Raw genomic sequence first — 22,119 nt, 5'->3', positions numbered from 1 at the left:
AGGGTTGACCACCCCGGGGCGGCAGTCGTTCGATTGAGCCTAGGCTAGGCTGAATGATTCCACCCACAACCTTCAGGGAGCTTTCCATGACTCAATTGCGCCGTGTGGCGATCATCGGCGGTAACCGCATTCCTTTCGCTCGCTCTAATGGCCCTTACGCCACGGCGAGTAACCAGGCCATGCTGACCGCCGCCCTGGAAGGCCTGATCGAACGCTACAACCTGCACGGCCTGCGCATGGGTGAGATGGCCGCTGGCGCAGTACTCAAGCATTCGCGCGACTTCAACCTCACCCGCGAATGCGTGCTGGGCTCGCGCCTGTCGCCGCAAACGCCGGCCTATGACATCCAGCAGGCGTGCGGCACCGGTCTGGAAGCGGCGTTGCTGGTGGCCAACAAGATCGCCCTGGGTCAGATTGAATGCGGGATTGCTGGCGGGGTGGACACCACCTCCGACGCTCCGATCGGGGTGAATGAAGGCCTGCGCAAGATCCTGCTGCAGGCCAACCGCAGCAAATCCGTGGCGGATAAATTAAAAGTCCTGTTACAACTTCGTCCTCATCACCTCAAGCCGGAACTGCCGCGCAATGGCGAACCACGTACGGGTTTGTCCATGGGGCAACACTGCGAATTGATGGCGCAGACCTGGCAAATTCCCCGCGCCGAGCAGGACCAGCTGGCGCTGGAAAGCCACCAGAAAATGGCCGCCGCCTATGCCGAAGGCTGGCATAACGATTTGCTCACCCCGTTTCTGGGCCTGACCCGCGACAACAACCTGCGGCCAGACCTGACTCTGGAAAAACTCGCGACCCTCAAGCCCGCTTTCGAGCGCAGCGAAAAGGGCACGCTCACCGCCGGCAACTCCACGCCGCTCACCGATGGCGCCTCGCTGGTGCTCTTGGGCAGTGAAGCCTGGGCTAAAGAGCGCGGTTTGCCGATCCTCGCGTACTTGCGCGATGGCGAAGCGGCGGCAGTGGATTTCGTCAACGGCGCCGAAGGCCTGCTGATGGCGCCGGTGTATGCGGTGCCGCGCTTGCTGGCGAGGAATGGTCTGACGCTGCAGGACTTCGATTACTACGAGATCCACGAAGCCTTCGCTGCCCAAGTGTTGTGCACGCTCAAGGCCTGGGAAGACGCGGACTACTGCAAGACACGCCTGGGACTCGACGCACCCTTGGGCGCCATCGACCGTAGCCGGCTCAATGTGAAAGGCAGCTCCCTGGCCGCCGGGCACCCGTTTGCCGCCACGGGTGGGCGTATCGTCGCCAATCTGGCCAAGTTGCTGGATGCGGCGGGCAAAGGCCGCGGGCTGATATCCATCTGTGCGGCGGGCGGGCAAGGGGTTACAGCGATCATAGAGCGCTGAAACTGGCCTATTGGTTGCATTCTTAAGTGATCAACGGTCGGTAGCCCCTCCCACCGACGCGCTGATTGCCGTATAACGAGTGCCATACGCGTATTTGGTAATAAAGGACCCACAATAAAAGCTGATGAAGACTCCTAAACGCATTGAACCCCTGATCGAAGACGGTCTGGTCGACGAAGTGCTGCGCCCACTCATGAGTGGTAAAGAAGCAGCTGTTTATGTGGTGCGCTGCGGCAACGAATTGCGTTGCGCCAAGGTTTACAAGGAGGCGAACAAACGAAGTTTTCGTCAGGCATCCGAATACCAGGAGGGCCGTAAGGTCCGTAACAGCCGGCAGGCCCGGGCCATGGCCAAGGGCTCCAAGTTCGGCAAGAAAGAAACCGAAGATGCCTGGCAGAACGCCGAAGTGGCGGCGTTGTTCCGCCTGGCCGGTGCGGGCGTTCGCGTGCCCCAGCCGTTCGACTTCCTCGAAGGTGTGCTGCTGATGGAACTGGTGGCCGACGAGTATGGCGATGCAGCACCGCGTCTGAACGACGTCACGCTGGAACCGGACCAGGCGCGCGAATACCACGCCTTCCTGATTTCCCAGATCGTGCTGATGCTGTGTACCGGCCTGGTGCACGGTGACCTGTCCGAGTTCAACGTGCTGCTCACGCCGACCGGTCCGGTGATCATCGACCTGCCCCAGGCGGTGGATGCGGCGGGCAACAACCACGCCTTCAGCATGCTGGAGCGGGATGTAGGCAACATGGCCTCCTACTTTGGGCGCTTTGCTCCGGAGTTGAAGAAGACCAAGTACGCCAAGGAGATGTGGGCGCTTTACGAAGCCGGCACCCTGCACCCGGCCAGTGTATTGACCGGCGAGTTCGACGAGCCGGAAGAGCTGGCGGATGTCGGCGGTGTGATCCGCGAGATCGAAGCGGCGCGGCTCGATGAAGAGCGTCGCCAGGCGATCCGCGCGGCGGATGATGCGCCGCCGAGCAAGGTGCCGGACGAGCCACCGCCACCACCGTGGATGCAGTGATCTCCAGATACATGGAGATCTAAAAATGTGGGAGCGGGCTTGCTCGCTCCCACATTTGGTTTGTATGTATTCAGATAGACTCCCTCAGGCGCAACAGCTACCGGACGCCAATTCCTTGAGGATTGGGCAATCCGGCCGATGATCGCCTTGGCAGTGCTCTACCAGGTCCTGCAAGGTATCGCGCAGCTGTCCCAGCTCAAGAATCTTCTGGTTCAGCTCATCGATATGCTGGCGTGCCAACGCCTTTACATCGGCGCTAGCCCGCTGCCGGTCCTGCCACAGGGTCAGCAGTTTGCCGACCTCATCCAATGAAAACCCCAGATCCCTCGAGCGTTTGATAAACGCCAGGGTGTGCAAGTCATCCTGGCCGTACACGCGATAGCCACTGTCGGTGCGATGCGCGGCTTTGAGCAGGCCGATGGATTCGTAGTAGCGAATCATCTTGGCACTCAACCCGCTCTGGCGTGCGGCTTGGCCGATGTTCATGGGCGCTGATCCTCCAGGTTCTTGGGCTTCCACGTCTTCAACAGTAACGCATTACTCACCACGCTGACGCTGGACAAGGCCATCGCCGCGCCGGCCAGTACCGGGTTGAGCAGGCCAAAGGCGGCCAGGGGAATGCCGATCAAGTTATACACAAAGGCCCAAAACAGGTTCTGGCGGATCTTGGCGTAGGTCTTTCGGCTGATCTCCAGTGCCGCAGGTACCAGGCGCGGATCGCCGCGCATCAGGGTGATACCGGCGGCGTGCATGGCCACGTCGGTGCCGCCACCCATGGCGATGCCGATATCGGCGGCGGCCAGGGCCGGGGCGTCGTTGATGCCGTCGCCGACCATTGCGACAACCCCGGTTTTTTTCAGCTCGGCGACGGTGGCGGCTTTGTCGGCAGGCAGTACTTGCGCGTACACATCGTCGATGCCCAATGCCTCGGCCACCACGCGGGCACTGCCGCGATTGTCACCCGTGAGCAAGTGGCTGCTGATGTGCTGGGCCTTGAGTTGCTCCACCGCTTCCAGCGCACCGGGTTTGAGCGTGTCGCCAAAGGCGAACAGCCCAAGCACTCGGGGTTGTGCGCCTTGCTCGATCAGCCAGGACAAGGTGCGGCCTTCTGCCTCCCAAGCCTTGGCGGAGTCGGCCAGATGGCCCGCGTTCAAGCCGGTTTCTTCCAGCAGGCGATGATTGCCCAGAGCCAGTTGCAGACCGTCCAGCGTGCCGGCGATGCCACGCCCGGTCAGGGATTGGCTGGCGGTCACGTCCGCCACTGTCAGACCTTGTTCCTTGCAGGCGTCCAGCACGGCCTTTGCCAACGGGTGCTCACTGCCACGTTGCAACGCTCCGGCTTGTTGCAGCAGCAAGGTTTCGTTGCCATCCACGGCTGCCAAGTGCGCAATCTTCGGCGCGCCGGAGGTGAGGGTGCCGGTCTTGTCGAAGACCACCGCGCTTACTTCATGAGCGCGTTCCAGGGCTTCGGCATCCTTGATCAGAATACCGTGGCGCGCGGCAACACCCGTGCCGGCCATGATCGCAGTTGGCGTGGCCAGGCCCAGGGCGCAAGGGCAGGCGATCACCAAGACCGCGACGGCATTGATGATTGCGGTTTCCAGGGGCGCGCCATACAGCCACCAACCCACCACAGTCACCAACGCCAGCACCAGCACGGCCGGGACGAAGACCTGGCTGACTTTATCCACCAGTTTCTGGATCGGAGCCTTGGCGGCCTGGGCGTCTTCCACCAGGCGGATGATTCGCGCCAGTACGCTTTCGGCGCCGAGGGCCAGGGTGCGCACCAGCAGCCGGCCTTCGCCGTTGATGGCGCCGCCGGTAACCTTATCGCCGGGTTGTTTTGGCACGGGCAGGCTTTCGCCACTGATCAGGGCTTCGTCCGCATGGCTCTGCCCCTCGACCACTTCACCGTCCACCGGGAAACGTTCGCCGGGTTTTACCAGCACCAGATCATTGAGTTTCAGGGCATTGATGGCGACATCTTCTTCACGGCCCTCAATCATCCGAATCGCCCGCTCCGGACGCAAGGCTTCCAGGGCGCGGATAGCGCTGGCGGTCTGGCGCTTGGCGCGGCTCTCCAAATATTTACCGAGCAGCACCAGAGCGATCACCACCGCCGAGGCTTCGAAGTACAGGTGCGGTGCCATGCCAGGATGCGCGGTGAGCCATTCATAAATACTCAAGCCATAACCGGCGCTAGTGCCGATCGCCACCAGCAGGTCCATATTGCCAGCACCGGCACGCACGGCTTTCCAGGCGGCGACATAAAAGCGTGCGCCAAAGATGAACTGCACGGGGGTGGCCAGGGCGAACTGCGCCCAGGCGGGCAGCATCCAGTGCAGGCCGAACGGCTCCACCAGCATCGGCAGCACCAATGGCAATGCCAGCAGGATCGCCAGCACCAGCGACCAACGTTCGCGGTGCAGGCGCTGGGCTTGGTCCGCGTCGGTGGCTGTTTCGCTCTGGGGCAACGTGGCGGTGTAGCCGGCCTTGTCGACAGCGGCGATCAACACGCCGGGGTCCATCTGGCCGAGCACTTCGATATGGGCGCGTTCATTGGCCAGGTTGACGCTGACGCTTTGCACCCCCGGCACCTTGCCCAGCGCCCGCTCGACCCGGCCGGCACAGCTGGCGCAGGTCATGCCGCTGATCGGCAGGTCAAAGGTGGTGGATCCATTCATGGGGCAGTCCTCCAAGAGAAGTTGCCCTTAGGATCAACCTTGACCTGTGGGGAAGGTCAAGCGCCTTTAATATTCCAATTTGGCAGCTTTCAGGTACATCCCATCCGGGCCCTGGGCAATGCGCAGTTTGCGCACGTCACCGACTTTGAGCGTGATGTTCTGCGCCGGCGGCGCCAACATCCCCGGCAGGCAGCCAGGGGATTGGCCCGGCAGCAGCTTCAGGCGCAACGACAGATTGCCCGCCGGCAAGTTGAACGATGTGGCCTGTTCCTGGAACAGCCTACCCGCGAGTTGGTCATTCAGGTACAGGCCGATTTCGCAGTTGGTCGGCACTTCCAGGCGTTCCCGGGAAATGATCAGCACCGCATAGTCTTCTGCGGCGAAGGCTTGGGGCGCAGCGGCCGACAAGCTCATCAGGCCAGCAAGGGCAAAAAACGACCAGCGCATGGCGAATGCTCCGTGGTGTGAATCAAAGATGGGTGAAGCTTGGCCTTTGAAGCGGCCAAATACCAGCCCGGCAGAAATTCCCGGAACTTGACCTTGCCATCGTGGCAAGGTCGAGACTGGGTCCAACCTCATCAAAGGAGTCATGTCATGCAAGTATTCAGCGTTGAAGGAATGACCTGCGGCCATTGCGTTCGAGCGGTGACCCAGGCAGTGCAGAACCAGGATTCGGCGGCCAGTGTGACGGTCGACTTGGCCGCGAAGGAAGTGGGCGTCGAAAGCCGCTTGTCTGCCGAACAGGTGATCGAGGCGATCACCGAAGAGGGCTACAGCGCCAAGCTTGCCTGATACAGGTAAATAGTTAGCGAGCTATCGTGTTCAATGCACCCAAGCGCGGCTAGACTATCGGGCTGCCGTCTCACTTGGGTGCCCGATGAACCTCCGCATAATCCTGATTCTGGGTGCCTTGAGCGCCTTCGCGCCCTTGGCGATCGATTTTTACCTGCCCGGCTTCCCGGCCATGGCCAAGGCCTTCGCGACCGACGAAAAACACATCCAACTGACGCTGGCGGTGTATTTCGGTGGCCTGGCCATCGGCCAATTGATCTATGGCCCACTGGCTGACCGCTTTGGCCGACGCGGCCCGCTGCTCAGTGGGGTCACGCTGTTTACCCTGGCTTCATTTGCCTGCGCCTTTGCACCTTCCCTGGAATGGCTGATCGGCGCGCGTTTTGTGCAGGCCCTTGGTGGCTGCGCTGGCATGGTGATCTCCCGCGCAGTGGTCAGTGACAAATGCGACGCGGTCGGCTCAGCCAAAGTGTTTTCCCAGTTGATGCTGGTCACCGGCCTGGCGCCGATCCTTGCACCGCTGGCCGGTGGGCTGATGGTGGGAATATGGGGCTGGCAGTCGATTTTCCTCGCCCTGTCGATCTTCAGCGTGATGGCGGCCATCGCCGTGGCCGTCGGGCTGCCGGAAACCTTCCCGGGCCATCAGCCGCGCCAGCCGTTGTCCGGGTCGCTGCGTCGCTATGCTGCGCTGCTGTCGGACCGGGTCTACCTCGGCTACGCCCTCACCGGTGGTATCTCGATTGCCGGGATGTTTGCCTACATCGCCGGTTCACCTTTCGTCTTCATCCAGCTCTACGGCGTGCCTGCCGAGCATTACGGCTGGCTGTTCGGCTCCAACGCTGCGGGCTTTATCCTGGTGGCGCAGGTCAACGCGCGGTTGCTGTCCAAGCGTGGCCCGGCGTTCCTGTTGTCGCGCAGTGTGTGGGTCTATCTGGTGGCCGCGTTGAGCTTGCTGGGTATCGCGGCGCTGCGCACCGATGCGTTGTGGCCATTACTGGTGCCGCTGTTTATTTGCATCGCCAGCCTGGGCTGCATTTTGCCGAATACGTCGGCCTGTGCCATGAGCGGGCAGGGTGCACGGGCCGGTAGCGCTTCGGCGTTGCTCGGTTGCATTCAGTTTGGCGTGGCGGCGGGAGCGGCGTCGTTGGTCGGAGTTTTGCACGACGGCACGGCGATGCCGATGGCGATGGTCATCAGCTTGTGCGGTGTGTTGGCGGTGACGATCGCAATGTCGACCCAGCGCCTGCAACGCAAACGGGCCTTGCAGGCGCAGGTCTGAACAGCGGATCAGCCAGCGGCGGAACGTTGCTGGCTGCTTGGAAAACGGTGGGGCGCCTGGATACGGGCTTGCAGGGTGTCGGCAAAGGCACGGGCCTCTGCCTCGGTGCGGAAGGTGAAGGCGTCCTGGTCGAGACGGACTTGCCATTTATTGCCTGCGGATTTTGCTAACGCTTTTATCAGGATTTTCATTGCTGACTTCCTCACGTAAAAGAATCGTGGCAAAGGCGGCCAATATAAACCCGAATACGCTCAGAGATATGACAAAGGTCAACTGTCTGACTAGCGGTGTCGTCCATTACTTACATGAATAATGGACGACTCTGACAGCTGTTTTTTCAGAAGCCTTCCAGCACGATCTTGCCCTTGGCCTTGCCGCTTTCCAGCAGTGCATGGGCACGGCGCAGGTTCGCCGCATTGATCACACCGAAGTGCTCACCTACCGTGGTTTTCAAGGTGCCGGCGTCGATCAGTTCGGCTACGCGATTGAGCAGGTTGTGCTGTTCGATCATGTCCGGGGTCTCGAACATCGAACGCGTGTACATGAACTCCCAATGCAGCGACAGGCTCTTGCGCTTGAGTTTGCTGACGTCCAACGCCTTGGGATCGTCGATCAGCGCCAGTTTGCCTTGAGGTTGTAAGGCCTCCACCAACTGGTCCAAGTGATGATCGGTCTGGGTCAGGCTGGCGACGTGGGTCACTTGCGGATGGCCAGCGGCTTTCAGCGCTTCGCTCAGCGGTTGGCTGTGGTCGATCACCAGGTCGGCGCCGAGGGCCCTGGTCCACTCCTGGGTTTGCGGACGCGAAGCAGTGCCGATCACTTTCAAGGCGGTGAGCTGGCTGGCCAGTTGGGTCAGGATCGACCCCACGCCACCGGCAGCGCCGACGATCAGCAGGCTCTGGCCTAGGTCTTGTGTCCCTTCCTGCACTTGCAGGCGTTCGAACAGCAATTCCCAGGCGGTGATGGCGGTCAGCGGCAACGCGGCGGCTTCGGCAAAACCCAGGCTTTTCGGCATATGCCCGACGATGCGCTCATCCACGGTGTGCAATTCGCTGTTGCCGCCTGGACGCACCAGGGAGCCGGCGTAGAACACCTTGTCGCCGGCCTTGAACAGCGTCACGTCGCTGCCGACGGCCTTGACCACACCGGCCACATCCCAGCCCAGTACCTTGGCGGCGCCATTTTCCGGAGCGACGTTCTGGCGAACCTTGGTGTCCACCGGGTTGACCGAGATGGCTTTTACGTCCACCAGCAAGTCACGCGGGCCGGCGACAGGCGCAGGCAGTTCGATGTCTTGCAGGGCGTTTGGATCGTTGATCGGCAGTGAGGCGTAGTAAGCAATGGCTTTCATGATGGCTCCAGAAAAGGGGGGATCAGGCGAGAAATTTCAGGCGCTTGAGCTCGAAGTGTTCGAGCACATCAGCGGCCTTGGCGCGAAAGCTCTGGATATGTGCGCTCTGGTCGTGGTCGGCCAGCGCCGCGTCGTCGCTCCAGCGTTCGAGCATGTAGAAAGTTTCCGGGTGTTGCAGATCCTGGTGCAGGTCGTACTGCTCGCAACCGGCCTCCAGGCGAGTGGGTTCCAACAGGCCGCGCAGCAAGGTTTCCAGGGTGGCCTGTTGGCCGGGTTTGGCGATCAGCGTGGCGATGACGTTAAAGGCGGTGGTCATATTCAACTCCAGACACGTAATGAACGGATGCACAGATGATTGGCTATTTCCTGCGCAGATAAAACCCGCTAAAACAGCAGTCTGTTTCAACAAAACTTTGATAATGAGTGCAAGTGCATGCTGCGTTTTGATGATTTGCAGTTGTTTGTGCGTGCGGCAGACCTTGGCAGCTTGTCCGCTGCGGCACGGGTGATGGACCTGTCGCCTGCGGTGGCGAGTGCGGCACTCAAGCGGATCGAACAGCAACTGGGTACACGCTTGCTGGCGCGCTCCACTCGCAGCCTGCGGCTAACGGCCGAAGGCGAGGGCTTCCTGGAATATGCCCGTGCGGCCTTAAGCTCGCTGGATGAAGGGCGACGCTTATTGGCCAGCGGGCAGGACCATGTCAGCGGTGTGCTGCAATTGTCGGCTCCGTCGGATTTCGGGCGCAATCAGCTATTGCCGTGGTTGGATGAGTTCCAGCGTGACTACCCGCAACTCACCGTGCGGCTGTTGCTGGGTGATCGGATTGCCGATCTGTTCCGCCAGCCGGTGGATATCGCCTTGCGCTATGGTGAGCCTGAAGACTCCAGCCTGATTGCGCTGCCCATCGCCCCAGACAATGTGCGTGTGCTGTGTGCCTCTCCCAGCTATCTCGCACGTTATGGCGAGCCTCGGCACCTGGAGCAACTGGCCCAGCATAATTGCCTGTTGTACATGCTTGGCAGCCGGGTCCACGATCATTGGACCTTTCACGACGGCAAGCGCGAGATCAGCCTGACCGTCACCGGCGACCGCTTCAGTGACGATGCCGATGTGGTCCGCCGCTGGGCGGTGGCGGGTGTGGGCATTGCCTACAAGTCCTGGCTGGATGTGAGTACCGACGTGCTGGCCGGGCGCTTGCGGCTTATCCTGCCGGAGCTGCGGGGTGAGCGCACGCCGCTCAATCTGTTGTGTGCCCATCGTGCGCAACTGAGCAAGCCCATCAATCTGCTGCGGGAAATGCTCGCTTCCCGCTGTACGACATTGACCGCCCAATTGCCAGTGCGATCCAGTGCGACGTAACGGACTCCATCAAAGTAGGAAATTTCACTCAGCTCCTGTCCCTCTCTACGCTGTCAGACGCGATGGAACCGACGGTTTGCGCCCCTATACTTCGGTGCCTACCTCAGCAGAAAAATAAATCGACAGGGAGTGAAAAGATGGAAGCTGCACCTTGCATCAGTCAGATCGCCAGCTTGCTCGCCGAACCCAAACGTACCGCCATGCTGTGGGCCTTGATGGATGGCTCGGCCAAGTCGCCCGTCGAGTTGGCAGCACTTGCCGGGTTGTCACCGACCTCTGCCAACGCGCATCTGGCGCGACTGACGGCAAGTGGCGTGCTGCGAGTCGAAGCCCAGCGTGGCAAGCGCTTGTTCCGTGTCGCGGCGCCTGATGTCAGCGCCGCTATTGATGCCTTGGCCAGGACCACCATGGCGTGCGCCGCACGCCGTGGGCCGGAGGCTCTAACGCCCGCCCTGGTTGCCCCGGCCCTAGTTGCCCCGGCGTTGTTACGCCATGCGCGGTTGTGCCATGGCCACCTCGGCGGGGAATTGGGCGCGCAGCTGTATCAGCATCTTTTGGACGCGTGTTGGATCGAGCGCCATGAGCAGCGCGCCGATATCACGGTCAAGGGCGCGCAGCGCCTGGCAAACCTGGGGATTTTTACCCAAGCCCTGGCGTCGCCGCTGGTGTGTAATTGTTTCGATTGGAGCCAGCCCCAACCTCACCTGGGCGGCGCGTTGGGGGCGGGGTTGTTGCAACTGTTTCTACAGTCCAATTGGATCAGCGTGGTCAATGACTCCCAGGCTTTACGGGTCAACGCCGCAGGACACAGGAAAATCACCCGATTGGCCATGTCTGCATGACATGGCCAATCCTTTTCTACTCAGTTACGGCTTTACGAGGCGCGCATCCAGGCTGTTCTGCGCCAGGCGTTTGGCCTGGTCCTGGGTCATGCCCAGCGAGGTGTACAGCGCGTGGAAGTTCTCGGTGACATAACCGCCGAAGTAGGCCGGGTCATCCGAGTTCACCGTCACCTTCACGCCACGCTCAAGCATGTCGAGGATGTTGTGCTGGGCCATGTCATCGAACACGCACAGCTTGGTGTTGGACAACGGGCACACGGTCAGCGGGATCTGCTCGTCGATGATGCGCTGCATCAGGCGCTCGTCTTCGATAGCGCGCACGCCATGGTCGATGCGCTGGATTTTCAGCAGGTCGATGGCTTCCCAGATGTACTCGGGCGGGCCTTCTTCGCCGGCGTGGGCCACGGTGAGGAAACCTTCGTGGCGGGCACGGTCGAACACACGCTGGAACTTGCTCGGTGGGTGACCCATTTCCGAGCTGTCCAGGCCCACGGCCACGAACGCATCGCGAAATGGCAGAGCTTGGTCCAGGGTTTTCTCGGCTTCAGCTTCGCTCAGGTGGCGCAGGAAGCTGAGGATCAAGCCGCTGGTGATGCCCAGTTGCTGCTCGCCATCTTTCAATGCGGCGGCGATGCCGTTGAGCACCACTTCGAACGGGATGCCACGGTCGGTGTGGGTCTGCGGATCGAAGAAGGGTTCGGTGTGAATCACGTTCTGCTCTTTGCAACGCAGCAGGTAGGCCCAGGTCAGGTCGTAGAAGTCCTGGGAGGTGCGCAGCACATCGGCGCCCTTGTAATACAGGTCGAGAAACTCTTGCAGGTTGTTGAAGGCATAAGCCTTGCGCAGGGTTTCGACGTCGTTCCACGGCAGCGCAATCTTGTTGCGCTCGGCCAGGGCAAACAGCAGCTCAGGCTCCAGCGAGCCTTCCAGGTGCAGGTGCAGTTCAGCCTTGGGCAGGGCGTTGAGCCAATCGTACATTTTCTAAATTCTCATCAGGTGCAATGGCGGCATTCTACAGGCCATGGCCGAAATAATCGGCAAAACCTGACCAGCAGGATCGTTTTCGTTGTATTCGCGCAAGGGCCGCGTGAACTAAGGTGTAACGAAACGTTAGCGGCGTGACGCAGTCTGTACCCCATCAATGACTGATTTGCCGCACTAAAAGGCCCGGAATGCTCACATCCCTCAAGCAAGAAAAATTCATGCTGCTGGCGCTGATTGCTGCCATCGCCGCCTACCCGTTGGAGCATTGGATGCTGCACAGCGGGCAGATCACGGCGTTGTTGGCCGGCGTGGTGCTGATCGGTTTTATCGTGGTGGCGTCGATGCGCGTGGCCCATCATGCCGAGCAACTGGCGGAAAAGGTCGGTGACCCCTACGGCACCATGATCCTCACCCTCGCCGCTGTGCTGGTGGAAGTGGTGATCCTGGCGATCATGATGAGCAACGAGCCGTCGCCCACCCTGGTACGGGACACCATTTATTCGGCGGTGATGCTCGATATCAACGGCATCCTCGGCCTGGCAGCGCTGATGGGCGGCATCAAGCATGGCGAACAGTCCTACAACGATGATTCGGCCCGCACCTACAGCGTGATGATCCTCACCGCCATGGGTGTGTCGATGGTGGTGCCGGAATTCATCCCCGAAGCCGACTGGAAAATCTATTCGGCCTTCACCATTGGCGCGATGGTGGTGTTGTACACCCTGTTCCTGCGCATGCAGGTTGGGCCGCACAGTTACTTCTTCAGCTACAGCTACCCGGAAAAACGCCGCAAGAAGTTGCCGGAAGACGAGCAGGCGCCGCCGGTCAACCTGGCGTTCTCCATCGGTACCCTGGTGTTTGGGGTGATTGTGATCGGTGCGCTGGCCGAGGTGATGTCCAAGACCCTGGACCTTGGCCTGGAAGGCACGGGGGCGCCGCCGGTGATTACGGCGATTGTGGTCGCGGCCATTTCGGCAGCGCCGGAGATTCTGACAGCATTGCGCGCCGCGTTGGCCAACCGCATGCAGTCGGTAGTCAACATTGCGTTGGGTGCTTCGCTGTCGACGGTGATCCTGACGGTGCCGGTGATGGAGGCTATGGCGCTCTACACCGGCCAGCCGTTCCAGATGGCGATGACGCCGGTACAAACGGTGATGGTGTTTATCACGCTGATCGTCAGCGCGATCAACCTCAACGATGGCGAAACCAACGCCATCGAAGGGATGACCCATTTCGTGCTGTTTGCGACCTTTATCATGCTGTCGCTGTTGGGGTTGTAATCAGCCAGCGATCAACTGCCGCGCGGCCTGGGTGTGATCGGCGATCAGGCCTTTCAGGTCCAGGCCTTCGACCTGGCCTTCGATCACGCGCCATTTGCCTGCAATCATCACCCGGTCCGCACGGTCGGCGCCGCACAACAGCAGCGCCGAAATCGGATCATGGCTACCGGAGAAGCGCAGCTCGTCGAGCTTGAACAGCGCCAGGTCGGCCTGTTTTCCGACGGCCAATTCACCGATATCCGTACGGCCCAGCAACTGCGCCGATCCTTTGGTTGCCCAGCCCAGCACGCCTTCCGGGGTGATCTTTTCCGCGCCGTAACGCAGGCGCTGGATGTACAAAGCCTGGCGCGCTTCAAGGATCATATTCGACGCGTCGTTGGACGCGGAACCGTCCACACCCAGGCCGATAGGCGCGCCGGCCGCGAGCAGGTCCAGGGTCGGGCAGATGCCGGACGCCAAGCGCATGTTCGAGCTTGGGCAATGGCAGATGCCGGTGCCTGCAGCGCCCAGGCGCGCAATTTCATCCGGGTTGAAGTGAATGCCATGAGCCAGCCAGGTACGTGGGCCGAGCCAGCCGACGCTGTCGAGGTAGTCCACGGTACGCAGGCCGAAGCGCTGCAGGCAGAAATCTTCTTCGTCGAGGGTTTCGGCCAGGTGGGTGTGCAGGCGTACATCCAGGCGGTTGGCCAGTTCGGCGCTGGCTTCCATGATTTCCGGGGTGACGGAAAACGGTGAGCAGGGCGCTAGGGCGATCTGGATTTGCGCGCCGTCACCACGCTGGTGGTATTCGCGGATCAGACGCTGACTGTCTTCAAGGATGACTTGGCCCTGCTGCACCGTCTGTTGCGGTGGCAGGCCGCCGTCGGCTTCACCCAAACTCATGGAACCACGGGTGAGCATGGCGCGCATGCCCAACTCGCGGACGCTTTCCACTTGTACGTCGATGGCGTTTTCCAGGCCGTCGGGGAACAAATAGTGGTGGTCCGCCGCTGTGGTACAGCCCGAGAGCAGCAATTCGGCCAATGCGACTTTGCTGGCGAGAGCGAGCTTTTCCGGGGTGAGTCGTGCCCAGACCGGGTACAGGGTTTTCAACCAGGGAAACAATGGCTGATTGACCACCGGCGCCCAGGCGCGAGTCAGGGTTTGATAAAAGTGGTGGTGAGTGTTGATCAGCCCCGGCAAGACCACATGCTCACGCGCCTCGAACACTTGGGCGCAGGGCAGCGCGGGTTCTTGGCCTTGGGCTAGCACTTCGCTGATCACACCGTCTTGCAGCACCAGGCCGCCACGGGCGTCGAGGCCGTTGGCCGTGAAAATCGCGAGGGGGTTTTTTAACCAGATACGGGTCGCAGGCATTGGCCGGCTCCTCTGAATGATGGGTTCAGGTTTGCCAGCTCAGTGTTGCCCTGTCTGCTGATCCAGGGTCGCCGGTGAGGGCGAGGTAATGAGTCTACCTCTGTAGGAGCGAGCTTGCTCGCGAAAAACGTCAACAATATCGCGAGCTTTCTGGATTAACGCGGTGCCTTGGCGTTTTTCGCGGGCAAGCCCGCTCCCACAGGGGCTAATTTACCAGGCGATGGTGTCGCCTTTGTAATCGATGAAATGATGGCCGCCTTTGCCAGTGTAGGCGTTCACCTGGTCCACCAGGCCGCGCACGCTGGTGTCGACGTCGATGTGTGCGTTTTCACCGCCCATGTCGGTCTTCACCCAGCCTGGGTGCAACGACAGCACGGTCAACTTATGGTCGCCGAGCTGGGTAATAAAGCTGTTGGTCATGGAGTTGAGTGCCGCCTTGCTGGCTTTGTACAGCGCCAGGTCGGAGCCGTCGGGGATGGTCACGCTGCCCAGTACCGAACTCATGAAGGCCAATACGCCGCTGTCTTTACGGATTTGCCCGACAAAACGCTGGGCCAGGTTGATCGGCGCTACGGCGTTGGTGAAGAACAGTTGGCCGACTTCTGCCAAGGTGGCGTGGCCCGGCTCTTGATTGGCGGGGCCCTTGACGCCGGCGTTGACGAACAGCAGGTCGAAGATCCGTTCCTTCAGGCGTTGGCTCAGGGCGATCACGGCTTGCTGGTCGTCCATGTCGAGTTTTTCGATCTTTACTGGGCCGACGGCCTTAAGGGCATCGGCCTTGCTCGGATCGCGCACGGTGGCCGTCACGTCCCAACCGTCCTGCAACAGTTGCTTGACCAAGCCAAGGCCCAGTCCGCGCGAGGCGCCGATGATCAATGCGGTTTTTGGCGTAGACATGAAAAGCTTCCTTTAAGAGTCGCGGTTCAGGGTGTTCAGCGTTGTAGCAGGATACGCCCACGGCTGAGGTCGGCGAGTTGAATTTGCAGGGTATCGATATGTGCTTCGCCCAAGGCGAGCTGCAACTCGACGCCGTTGGCGGTGAAGGTTTCTTCGACCACCAGCCCGCCCAGTTCAGCGACGCGCAGTTTAACCAGATTCAGCTCGGCGAAAGCGCAGGCGCAACTCAAGGGCACGCGGCTGATCAGTTCGATGCGTTCGGCATTTTGCAGGCATTTATTGGCGCCTCCGCCGTAGGCGCGGGCCAGGCCGCCGGTGCCCAATTGGATGCCGCCGTACCAGCGGATCACCAGCACCGCGACCTGATCAAACCCTTGTGCCTCGATGGCCGCCAGAATCGGCCGTCCAGCGGTGCCACCGGGTTCGCCGTCGTCATTGCTGCGGTATTGGTCAGCGAGCTTCCAGGCCCAGCAGTTGTGCGTGGCGTTCAAGTCGCTGTGCTGCTCGAAAAACGCCTGGGCATCTTGTGGGCTGGTGATGGGGCCGGCGAGGGTAATGAATCGGCTTTTGCGTATTTCTTCACGAAACTCGCAAAGGCCGGTGAGCGTGAAAGGCATAAGTCGCTTCGTTTAATAGGCGGGCTTGACGCCACAGCCTTTGAGAATGATGTGGATCAGGTTGGTGCCGGCGTCTTCCATATCCTGCTTGGTCAGCTTGGTGCGACCGGTGACGCGGCAGATCTGGGTGGCGAAGTCGGCGTAGTGCTGGGTGCTGCCCCACAGCAGGAAGATCAAGTGCACGGGGTCGATCGGGTCCATCTTGCCGGCGTCTATCCAGGCTTGGAACACTGCGGCGCGGCCACTGAACCAGGCGCGGTAGTCCTGGCTGAAATATTCGGTAAGGCATTCGCCGCCGCTGATGATTTCCATCGCGAAAATTCGCGAGGCCTGGGGTTGGCGGCGCGAGAACTCCATCTTGGTACGGATGTAGCGGGTGAGGGCGACGGCCGGGTCATCTTCGGCGGTCAGCGTGTTGAAGGTGCTGTCCCACAGTTCGAGGATGTTGCTGAGCACCGCAATGTACAGGCCCAGCTTATTGGTGAAGTAGTAATGCAAGTTGGCCTTGGGCAACCCGGCACTGGCAGCAATGGTGTTCATGCTGGTGCCTTTGTAGCCATGGCGGGCGAACTCATCTTCAGCAGCCTGGAGAATCGCTTGTTCGTTCTTTTGCCGAATGCGGCTGGCGGGCTTACCGGCGTGGTTGCTGTGGGCAGGAACTTCGAGGCTCATGGAGGTTTCCGTGCTGATCGATAGAGGCGACGTGTGCACAGATAACCCACCCTCAAGCCTCAGACAAGTCCTGATGCAATAAAACCGTCAAAGCGGTTCCAGGGTGTCGCTTTCCGGAGTGTGGTTTGCGGCAGTCGCGGTTGCTTTGGCTTCGGGTAATAACAGGCACAACACAATCGCGGTCAACCCGCCGCTGGTGATGGCGGAGTCGAACAGGTTCTGTACCAGCGTCGGCATCAGGTGCAGCAGGTTCGGTTGCGCTGCGATGCCCAGGCCGACGCCAAACGAGGTGGCGATGATCAGCATGCTACGCCGGTCCAACGGTGCCTGGGCAAGGATACGCACGCCGGCGGCGGCCACACTGCCGAACATCACCAGGGTGGCGCCGCCCAATACGGGTTTGGGGATTTGTTGCAGTATCGCGCCAATCAATGGAAACAAGCCGAGGCAAAACAGCACCACGCCGATGTATAGGCCGACGTAACGGCTGGCCACGCCGGTAAGTTGGATCACGCCGTTGTTCTGCGCAAAGGTGGTGTTAGGGAAGGCGCTGAATGTCGCAGCGATCATGCAGCTCACGCCATCGCCGAGTACGCCACCTTTAAGCCGGCTTATATAAGAAGGGCCGCTGATGGGCTGGCGGGCGATCATGCAGTTGGCGGTGAGGTCGCCGACGGTTTCGATGCTGCTGATCAGATAAATCAGCGCAATCGGCAGGAAAGCGCTCCAGTCGAAGTTGAAACCGAAGCGAAACGGAATGGGCAGGCTGACCAGAGGCAGGTCGGGCAGGGCTTGAGGCACGAGTTTGCCGCTGAACCAGGCGGCGAGACTGCCGAGGGCCAAGCCGATGATGATGGCAGAGAGGCGTACCCAAGGTGTGTTGGAGCGGTTGAGCAGAATGATCGTCAAAACGACGAACACGCCCAGCGCAAGGTTGGTGGGCGCGCCGAAGTCGGGGGCGTTGAAGCCGCCGCCGAGATCAGTGATACCGACCTTGATCAAGCTGATGCCGATCAGGGTGATGACAATCCCAGTCACCAAGGGCGTGATGACTCGACGCAACTGGCCGATAAAGCGGCTCAGCACGATCTGCACTACAGCGCCGAAAAAGCACACCCCAAAGATCATCGCCATGATGTCTTCCGGGCTGCCACCGCGTTGTTTCACCAGGAATCCGGCCGACAGCACTGCGCCGAGGAAGGCAAAGCTGGTGCCTTGCAGGCAGATCATCCCGGCGCCGATTCCAAATGGCCTACGCGCCTGAATGAAGGTGCCTACGCCGGAGACCATCAGCGCCATGCTGATCAGGTAGGGCAAATGGGCAGTGAGGCCCAGGGTGGAGCCGATGATCAGCGGCGGGGTGATGATGCCGACAAATGCAGCGAGCACATGTTGCAGTGCGGCGAGAAAAGCCGGGGCGGGTTTTGGGCGGTCATTGAGGCCGTAGATCAGGTCGCTGCTGTTGGATGCTTCTGGTGGCATGGCGGGCAAACTCAAGGTCTATGTCCTTGGGTTATTGCAAAAAGCTGTCCAACTGCTCAGCTTTTAGCTGCGAGGCCGAGTTAGCGGGTTGCCGCGAGACTTTCCAGGAAGCTTTCCAGCACCAAATGGGGGCGTCGGCCCTTGCGCGTGACCGATGCGAGACTTAAATCGTAAAAACGTGTAGTCGGTTTCAGCGCACGCAGTCGTCCTTGTTGTACCCACAGGCTGGCGTAATGGTCGGGCAGGTAGCCGATATAGCGGCCGGTGAGAATCAGGAAGGCCATGCCTTCGCGGTCCGAAGCGCTCGCGGTGCAGTTGAGGGCCTGGTAATGGGCCTGAATCTCGGCGGGCAGGCGGAAGGTTGGGGCGATCGCGTCTTGGGCATCGATGCGTGCGTCGCCCAACTGCTTGTTGTCGGCGTAGAACAGCGGGTGGCCAACGGCGCAGTAGAGCAGTGAACGCTCACTGTATAGCGGCTGGTATTCCAATCCCGACAGGGCGCTGGCCTGGGGCACCACACCCACATGCAGGCGGCCGTCGAGCACGCCTTGCTCGACTTCGTTGGGGGCGATCATGCGGATCTGGATTTGCACGTCCGGTCCGCGTTCTTTGAGCTGTGCGAGCGCATGGGTGATGCGCATGTGGGGCAGCGTGACGAGGTTGTCAGTGAGGCCGATGATCAACTCGCCGCGCAAGTGCTGGTGCAAGCCGTTGACCTCGGTGCGGAAGCTTTCCAGGGCACTTAATAATTGCAGGGCGGATTGGTAGACCTCGCGGCCCTCTTCGGTCAACGAGAAGCCGGCGCGGCCGCGTTGGCACAGTCTTAATCCGAGCCGTTGTTCGAGATCGCTCATTTGCTGGCTGATCGCCGAGCGCCCGATGCCCAGCACGGTTTCCGCCGCTGAGAAACCGCCGCATTCGACCACGCTGCGAAAGATGCGCAGCAGGCGGATATCGAAGTCGCTGACTTGGGCCAGGGGATCGGGTCGACGGCTGCTCATAGTTTAGTGAAGGCCTGACTGAAGGTTAGAAGAGTTGAATTTCACCGACTTTATCGTCATGGCAATTTAGCTGCAACAACGCTTTTCAATCCCGACGCTGCCTTTTGCCCTGCGAGGTTTTGCTGATGAACATGCCCGAAAACGCCCCATCGTCCCTGGCCAGCCAATTGAAGCTGGACGCGCACTGGATGCCGTACACCGCCAACCGTAACTTCCAGCGTGACCCGCGCCTGATCGTGGCGGCCGAGGGTAGCTGGTTGACCGATGACAAGGGGCGCAAGGTGTATGACTCGTTGTCGGGGCTGTGGACCTGTGGCGCCGGGCATACCCGTAAGGAAATCCAGGAAGCGGTGGCCAAGCAATTGGGCACTCTGGACTACTCGCCAGGCTTCCAATACGGTCATCCGTTGTCCTTCCAACTGGCGGAAAAGATCACTGACCTGACCCCTGGCAACCTGAATCATGTGTTTTTCACCGACTCCGGCTCCGAGTGTGCCGATACCGCGGTGAAGATGGTGCGGGCCTACTGGCGCCTGAAAGGCCAGGCGACCAAGACCAAAATGATCGGTCGCGCCCGTGGTTATCACGGCGTTAACATCGCCGGCACCAGCCTGGGCGGCGTTAACGGCAACCGTAAGATGTTTGGTCAGGCGATGATGGATGTTGACCATCTGCCGCACACCTTGCTGGCGAGCAACGCCTTCTCCCGTGGCATGCCGGAGCTGGGCGGTATCGCGCTGGCGGATGAGCTGCTCAAGCTGATCGAGCTGCATGACGCATCGAACATCGCCGCTGTCTTTGTCGAGCCAATGGCAGGTTCTGCGGGCGTGCTGGTCCCGCCACAGGGTTACCTCAAGCGTCTGCGTGAGATCTGCGACCAGCACAACATCCTGCTGGTGTTTGACGAAGTGATCACCGGCTTCGGCCGTACCGGTTCGATGTTTGGTGCTGACAGCTTCGGCGTGACCCCGGATCTGATGTGCATCGCCAAACAAGTCACCAACGGCGCGATCCCGATGGGTGCGGTGATTGCCAGCAGCGAGATCTACCAGACCTTCATGAACCAAGCCACGCCCGAGTACGCGGTGGAATTCCCCCATGGCTATACCTACTCGGCGCACCCGGTCGCCTGCGCCGCTGGATTGGCGGCATTGGACCTGTTGCAGAAGGAAAACCTAGTGCAGAGCGTCGCTGAGGTCGCACCGCACTTTGAGAATGCGCTGCATGGTCTGAAGGGCAGCAAGAACGTGATCGATATCCGCAACTACGGCCTGGCCGGTGCGATCCAGATTGCCCCGCGTGACGGCGATGCGATCGTGCGCCCATTCGAGGCCGGTATGGCTTTGTGGAAAGCCGGTTTCTACGTGCGTTTTGGCGGTGACACCCTGCAGTTCGGGCCAACCTTCAACAGCAAGCCACAGGACCTGGATCGCCTGTTCGATGCGGTCGGCGAAGTGCTGAACAAGATCGACTGATTTCTCCTTCTATATAGAACAACTTTTCAGGAGCCCCGCATGAGCCTTATCCAGCATTTGATCAACGGTGAGTTGGTCAACGACAGCGGTCGCAGTGCCGACGTGTACAACCCGTCCACCGGCCAGGTGATCCACCAAGTGCCGTTGGCCAGCCGTGAAACCATTCAACAAGCAATCGACTCGGCCAAGGCGGCGTTCCCGGCCTGGCGTAATACTCCAGCGGCAAAGCGTGCCCAGGTGATGTTTCGTTTCAAGCAATTGCTGGAGCAGAACGAAGCGCGTATCTCGCAGTTGATCAGCGAAGAGCATGGCAAGACCTTGGAAGATGCCGCGGGCGAACTGAAGCGGGGGATCGAAAACGTCGAGTATGCGTGCTCTGCGCCGGAAATTCTGAAGGGCGAGTACAGCCGTAACGTAGGACCGAATATTGATGCGTGGTCGGATTTCCAACCACTGGGCGTAGTTGCTGGCATTACGCCGTTCAACTTCCCAGCGATGGTGCCGTTGTGGATGTATCCGCTGGCGATTGTCTGCGGTAACTGTTTCATCCTGAAACCATCGGAACGTGATCCGAGCTCCACACTGTTGATCGCGCAGCTTTTGCAGGAAGCCGGTCTGCCTAAAGGTGTGCTGAGTGTGGTGCACGGCGACAAGGGCGCAGTGGATGCGCTGATTGAAGCGCCGGAAGTGAAAGCGTTGAGCTTCGTGGGTTCGACGCCGATTGCCGAGTACATCTATTCGGAAGCGACCAAGCGTGGCAAACGCGTGCAGGCACTGGGTGGTGCGAAGAACCATGCGGTGCTGATGCCGGATGCGGATTTGGATAACGCCGTCAGCGCGTTGATGGGCGCTGCTTATGGTTCTTGCGGCGAGCGCTGCATGGCGATCTCGGTAGCCGTGTGCGTGGGCGACCAGGTAGCGGATGCGTTGATTGCCAAGCTGGTGCCGCAGGTCAAGGCGCTGAAAATCGGTGCGGGCACGTCCTGCGGCCTGGATATGGGGCCGCTGGTGACAGGGCAAGCCCGAGACAAAGTCAGTGGTTATATAGAAGACGGCGTGGCGGCGGGTGCCCAGCTCGTGGTTGATGGTCGTGGCCTGAGTGTTGCCGGACATGAAGAGGGTTTCTTCCTCGGCGGCAGCCTGTTTGATCGTGTGACGCCAGAGATGCGCATCTATAAGGAAGAGATCTTTGGGCCCGTGCTGTGCGTCGTGCGGGTGAATAGCCTGGAAGCGGCGATGCAGCTGATCAACGATCACGAATATGGCAACGGCACCTGTATCTTTACCCGTGATGGTGAAGCGGCGCGTTTGTTCTGTGACGAGATTGAAGTGGGCATGGTCGGCGTGAACGTTCCTCTGCCGGTGCCGGTGGCGTATCACAGCTTTGGTGGTTGGAAGCGTTCGCTGTTTGGTGACCTGCATGCGTATGGGCCGGATGGGGTGCGTTTCTATACCCGTCGCAAAGCGATCACCCAGCGCTGGCCGCAGCGGGCCAGCCATGAAGCGTCGCAGTTTGCGTTCCCTAGCTTGTCTTAAGGCAAGCTGAAAGCCGGCCCCTAGGGGCCGGCTTTCGCGGTTTTGGGGCTTTTCTGACTTATATGACAGAAATATGAAGAAAGGCATTGACGGCAGATTCTGGATGTCTATAATTCGCCCCAC

22 protein-coding genes are annotated in these 22,119 nt (G+C 60.5%); 9 read left to right on the top strand and 13 right to left on the bottom strand.

Features of this window, described 5'->3' with window-relative positions:
- Positions 1–86 precede the first annotated feature (86 nt).
- Both WH299_RS03520 and WH299_RS03515 read left to right on the top strand, forming a co-directional pair.
- Positions 87–1,364 (top strand): acetyl-CoA C-acetyltransferase, encoded by a 1,278-nt coding sequence (locus WH299_RS03520; RefSeq protein ID WP_339549611.1) that lies wholly within the window; start codon positions 87–89, stop codon positions 1,362–1,364.
- Between the two features lie 124 nt (positions 1,365–1,488).
- A complete protein-coding gene (locus WH299_RS03515; protein ID WP_016977033.1) occupies positions 1,489–2,388 on the top strand; it encodes a PA4780 family RIO1-like protein kinase in 900 nt (299 codons plus the stop codon).
- A gap of 84 nt (positions 2,389–2,472) precedes the next feature.
- Here WH299_RS03515 and cueR read toward each other — a convergent pair whose 3' ends face one another.
- The 3 genes from cueR to WH299_RS03500 all read right to left on the bottom strand — a co-directional run bounded on the left by cueR (position 2,473) and on the right by WH299_RS03500 (position 5,519).
- The gene (gene cueR, locus WH299_RS03510; protein ID WP_323623053.1) at positions 2,473–2,874 is read right to left on the bottom strand and encodes a Cu(I)-responsive transcriptional regulator; all 402 of its coding nucleotides are present in this window, start codon (positions 2,872–2,874) and stop codon (positions 2,473–2,475) included.
- On the bottom strand, positions 2,871–5,072 hold the full coding sequence (locus tag WH299_RS03505; protein ID WP_323623052.1) for a heavy metal translocating P-type ATPase: 2,202 nt from the start codon (positions 5,070–5,072) through the stop codon (positions 2,871–2,873). Before WH299_RS03505 ends, cueR begins: the two co-directional genes overlap by 4 nt.
- 66 nt (positions 5,073–5,138) lie before the next feature.
- The gene (locus WH299_RS03500) at positions 5,139–5,519 is read right to left on the bottom strand and encodes a hypothetical protein (RefSeq protein ID WP_122730712.1); all 381 of its coding nucleotides are present in this window, start codon (positions 5,517–5,519) and stop codon (positions 5,139–5,141) included.
- A 147-nt stretch (positions 5,520–5,666) separates the two neighbouring features.
- Here WH299_RS03500 and WH299_RS03495 point away from each other — a divergent pair, with 147 nt between their 5' ends.
- Both WH299_RS03495 and WH299_RS03490 read left to right on the top strand, forming a co-directional pair.
- Positions 5,667–5,864, top strand: coding sequence for a heavy-metal-associated domain-containing protein (locus tag WH299_RS03495; RefSeq protein WP_122730714.1), 198 nt, complete (start codon positions 5,667–5,669; stop codon positions 5,862–5,864).
- An 85-nt stretch (positions 5,865–5,949) separates the two neighbouring features.
- Positions 5,950–7,143 carry a multidrug effflux MFS transporter gene (locus WH299_RS03490; RefSeq protein ID WP_339549609.1) on the top strand — a complete coding sequence of 398 codons (1,194 nt, stop codon included), beginning with the start codon at positions 5,950–5,952 and terminating at the stop codon, positions 7,141–7,143.
- A gap of 8 nt (positions 7,144–7,151) precedes the next feature.
- Here the strand turns inward: WH299_RS03490 and WH299_RS03485 are convergent, their stop codons facing one another.
- The 3 genes from WH299_RS03485 to WH299_RS03475 all read right to left on the bottom strand — a co-directional run bounded on the left by WH299_RS03485 (position 7,152) and on the right by WH299_RS03475 (position 8,810).
- Positions 7,152–7,334 (bottom strand): hypothetical protein, encoded by a 183-nt coding sequence (locus WH299_RS03485; RefSeq protein WP_016977039.1) that lies wholly within the window; start codon positions 7,332–7,334, stop codon positions 7,152–7,154.
- Positions 7,335–7,480: 146 nt separating this feature from the next.
- Complete coding sequence (locus WH299_RS03480; RefSeq protein ID WP_323623050.1) at positions 7,481–8,494, bottom strand: zinc-binding alcohol dehydrogenase family protein; 1,014 nt, start codon at positions 8,492–8,494, stop codon at positions 7,481–7,483.
- Positions 8,495–8,516: 22 nt separating this feature from the next.
- Positions 8,517–8,810 carry a putative quinol monooxygenase gene (locus WH299_RS03475; RefSeq protein WP_028615612.1) on the bottom strand — a complete coding sequence of 98 codons (294 nt, stop codon included), beginning with the start codon at positions 8,808–8,810 and terminating at the stop codon, positions 8,517–8,519.
- 117 nt (positions 8,811–8,927) lie between these two features.
- Between WH299_RS03475 and WH299_RS03470 the strand changes: the two genes are divergently transcribed.
- The gene (locus WH299_RS03470) at positions 8,928–9,854 is read left to right on the top strand and encodes a LysR family transcriptional regulator (RefSeq protein ID WP_122730719.1); all 927 of its coding nucleotides are present in this window, start codon (positions 8,928–8,930) and stop codon (positions 9,852–9,854) included.
- 137 nt (positions 9,855–9,991) lie between these two features.
- Positions 9,992–10,696 carry an ArsR/SmtB family transcription factor gene (locus tag WH299_RS03465; protein WP_122730721.1) on the top strand — a complete coding sequence of 235 codons (705 nt, stop codon included), beginning with the start codon at positions 9,992–9,994 and terminating at the stop codon, positions 10,694–10,696.
- A 24-nt stretch (positions 10,697–10,720) separates the two neighbouring features.
- Here WH299_RS03465 and WH299_RS03460 read toward each other — a convergent pair whose 3' ends face one another.
- Positions 10,721–11,674, bottom strand: coding sequence for an adenosine deaminase (locus WH299_RS03460; RefSeq protein ID WP_012722045.1), 954 nt, complete (start codon positions 11,672–11,674; stop codon positions 10,721–10,723).
- Between the two features lie 194 nt (positions 11,675–11,868).
- Here WH299_RS03460 and WH299_RS03455 point away from each other — a divergent pair, with 194 nt between their 5' ends.
- On the top strand, positions 11,869–12,960 hold the full coding sequence (locus WH299_RS03455; protein ID WP_016977045.1) for a calcium:proton antiporter: 1,092 nt from the start codon (positions 11,869–11,871) through the stop codon (positions 12,958–12,960).
- Here WH299_RS03455 and WH299_RS03450 read toward each other — a convergent pair whose 3' ends face one another.
- From WH299_RS03450 to WH299_RS03425, 6 genes are all read right to left on the bottom strand, one after another.
- Entirely contained in the window at positions 12,961–14,316 is a 1,356-nt protein-coding gene (locus tag WH299_RS03450; RefSeq protein WP_122730723.1) for an 8-oxoguanine deaminase, read from the bottom strand.
- Positions 14,317–14,526: 210 nt separating this feature from the next.
- A complete protein-coding gene (locus WH299_RS03445; protein ID WP_339549608.1) occupies positions 14,527–15,213 on the bottom strand; it encodes an SDR family oxidoreductase in 687 nt (228 codons plus the stop codon).
- A gap of 35 nt (positions 15,214–15,248) precedes the next feature.
- Positions 15,249–15,830 carry an IMPACT family protein gene (locus WH299_RS03440; protein ID WP_028615618.1) on the bottom strand — a complete coding sequence of 194 codons (582 nt, stop codon included), beginning with the start codon at positions 15,828–15,830 and terminating at the stop codon, positions 15,249–15,251.
- Between the two features lie 12 nt (positions 15,831–15,842).
- Positions 15,843–16,502, bottom strand: coding sequence for a TetR/AcrR family transcriptional regulator (locus WH299_RS03435; RefSeq protein WP_028615619.1), 660 nt, complete (start codon positions 16,500–16,502; stop codon positions 15,843–15,845).
- Between the two features lie 87 nt (positions 16,503–16,589).
- Positions 16,590–17,984 (bottom strand): uracil-xanthine permease family protein, encoded by a 1,395-nt coding sequence (locus tag WH299_RS03430; protein WP_323623325.1) that lies wholly within the window; start codon positions 17,982–17,984, stop codon positions 16,590–16,592.
- A gap of 80 nt (positions 17,985–18,064) precedes the next feature.
- Positions 18,065–18,985: a LysR family transcriptional regulator gene (locus WH299_RS03425; RefSeq protein ID WP_028615621.1), complete on the bottom strand. Its 921-nt coding sequence runs from the start codon at positions 18,983–18,985 to the stop codon at positions 18,065–18,067.
- Between the two features lie 125 nt (positions 18,986–19,110).
- Here WH299_RS03425 and WH299_RS03420 point away from each other — a divergent pair, with 125 nt between their 5' ends.
- Both WH299_RS03420 and WH299_RS03415 read left to right on the top strand, forming a co-directional pair.
- Positions 19,111–20,460 (top strand): aspartate aminotransferase family protein, encoded by a 1,350-nt coding sequence (locus WH299_RS03420; protein WP_032887096.1) that lies wholly within the window; start codon positions 19,111–19,113, stop codon positions 20,458–20,460.
- A 39-nt stretch (positions 20,461–20,499) separates the two neighbouring features.
- Positions 20,500–21,996, top strand: coding sequence for a CoA-acylating methylmalonate-semialdehyde dehydrogenase (locus tag WH299_RS03415; RefSeq protein ID WP_122730728.1), 1,497 nt, complete (start codon positions 20,500–20,502; stop codon positions 21,994–21,996).
- Positions 21,997–22,119 lie beyond the last annotated feature (123 nt).

Source organism: Pseudomonas sp. MYb541 (assembly GCF_037479595.1).
In the GTDB taxonomy this organism is placed as follows: domain Bacteria; phylum Pseudomonadota; class Gammaproteobacteria; order Pseudomonadales; family Pseudomonadaceae; genus Aquipseudomonas; species Aquipseudomonas canadensis.
Note: the sequence above shows the minus strand (reverse complement) of the source record. Positions and strands in the feature narration are given on the sequence as shown.

Bases quoted from the DNA above. Each gene is read 5' to 3' on its own strand.
- WH299_RS03475 (WP_028615612.1), bottom strand. From the start codon at position 8,810: ATGACCACCGCCTTTAACGTCATCGCCACGCTGATCGCCAAACCCGGC.
- WH299_RS03420 (WP_032887096.1), top strand. From the start codon at position 19,111: ATGAACATGCCCGAAAACGCCCCATCGTCCCTGGCCAGCCAATTGAAG.
- WH299_RS03465 (WP_122730721.1), top strand. From the start codon at position 9,992: ATGGAAGCTGCACCTTGCATCAGTCAGATCGCCAGCTTGCTCGCCGAA.
- WH299_RS03495 (WP_122730714.1), top strand. From the start codon at position 5,667: ATGCAAGTATTCAGCGTTGAAGGAATGACCTGCGGCCATTGCGTTCGA.
- WH299_RS03445 (WP_339549608.1), bottom strand. From the start codon at position 15,213: ATGTCTACGCCAAAAACCGCATTGATCATCGGCGCCTCGCGCGGACTG.
- WH299_RS03490 (WP_339549609.1), top strand. From the start codon at position 5,950: ATGAACCTCCGCATAATCCTGATTCTGGGTGCCTTGAGCGCCTTCGCG.
- WH299_RS03415 (WP_122730728.1), top strand. From the start codon at position 20,500: ATGAGCCTTATCCAGCATTTGATCAACGGTGAGTTGGTCAACGACAGC.
- WH299_RS03460 (WP_012722045.1), bottom strand. From the start codon at position 11,674: ATGTACGATTGGCTCAACGCCCTGCCCAAGGCTGAACTGCACCTGCAC.
- WH299_RS03485 (WP_016977039.1), bottom strand. From the start codon at position 7,334: ATGAAAATCCTGATAAAAGCGTTAGCAAAATCCGCAGGCAATAAATGG.
- WH299_RS03470 (WP_122730719.1), top strand. From the start codon at position 8,928: ATGCTGCGTTTTGATGATTTGCAGTTGTTTGTGCGTGCGGCAGACCTT.
- WH299_RS03450 (WP_122730723.1), bottom strand. From the start codon at position 14,316: ATGCCTGCGACCCGTATCTGGTTAAAAAACCCCCTCGCGATTTTCACG.
- WH299_RS03520 (WP_339549611.1), top strand. From the start codon at position 87: ATGACTCAATTGCGCCGTGTGGCGATCATCGGCGGTAACCGCATTCCT.
- WH299_RS03435 (WP_028615619.1), bottom strand. From the start codon at position 16,502: ATGAGCCTCGAAGTTCCTGCCCACAGCAACCACGCCGGTAAGCCCGCC.
- cueR (WP_323623053.1), bottom strand. From the start codon at position 2,874: ATGAACATCGGCCAAGCCGCACGCCAGAGCGGGTTGAGTGCCAAGATG.
- WH299_RS03455 (WP_016977045.1), top strand. From the start codon at position 11,869: ATGCTCACATCCCTCAAGCAAGAAAAATTCATGCTGCTGGCGCTGATT.
- WH299_RS03440 (WP_028615618.1), bottom strand. From the start codon at position 15,830: ATGCCTTTCACGCTCACCGGCCTTTGCGAGTTTCGTGAAGAAATACGC.
- WH299_RS03505 (WP_323623052.1), bottom strand. From the start codon at position 5,072: ATGAATGGATCCACCACCTTTGACCTGCCGATCAGCGGCATGACCTGC.
- WH299_RS03430 (WP_323623325.1), bottom strand. From the start codon at position 17,984: ATGCCACCAGAAGCATCCAACAGCAGCGACCTGATCTACGGCCTCAAT.
- WH299_RS03500 (WP_122730712.1), bottom strand. From the start codon at position 5,519: ATGCGCTGGTCGTTTTTTGCCCTTGCTGGCCTGATGAGCTTGTCGGCC.
- WH299_RS03425 (WP_028615621.1), bottom strand. From the start codon at position 18,985: ATGAGCAGCCGTCGACCCGATCCCCTGGCCCAAGTCAGCGACTTCGAT.
- WH299_RS03515 (WP_016977033.1), top strand. From the start codon at position 1,489: ATGAAGACTCCTAAACGCATTGAACCCCTGATCGAAGACGGTCTGGTC.
- WH299_RS03480 (WP_323623050.1), bottom strand. From the start codon at position 8,494: ATGAAAGCCATTGCTTACTACGCCTCACTGCCGATCAACGATCCAAAC.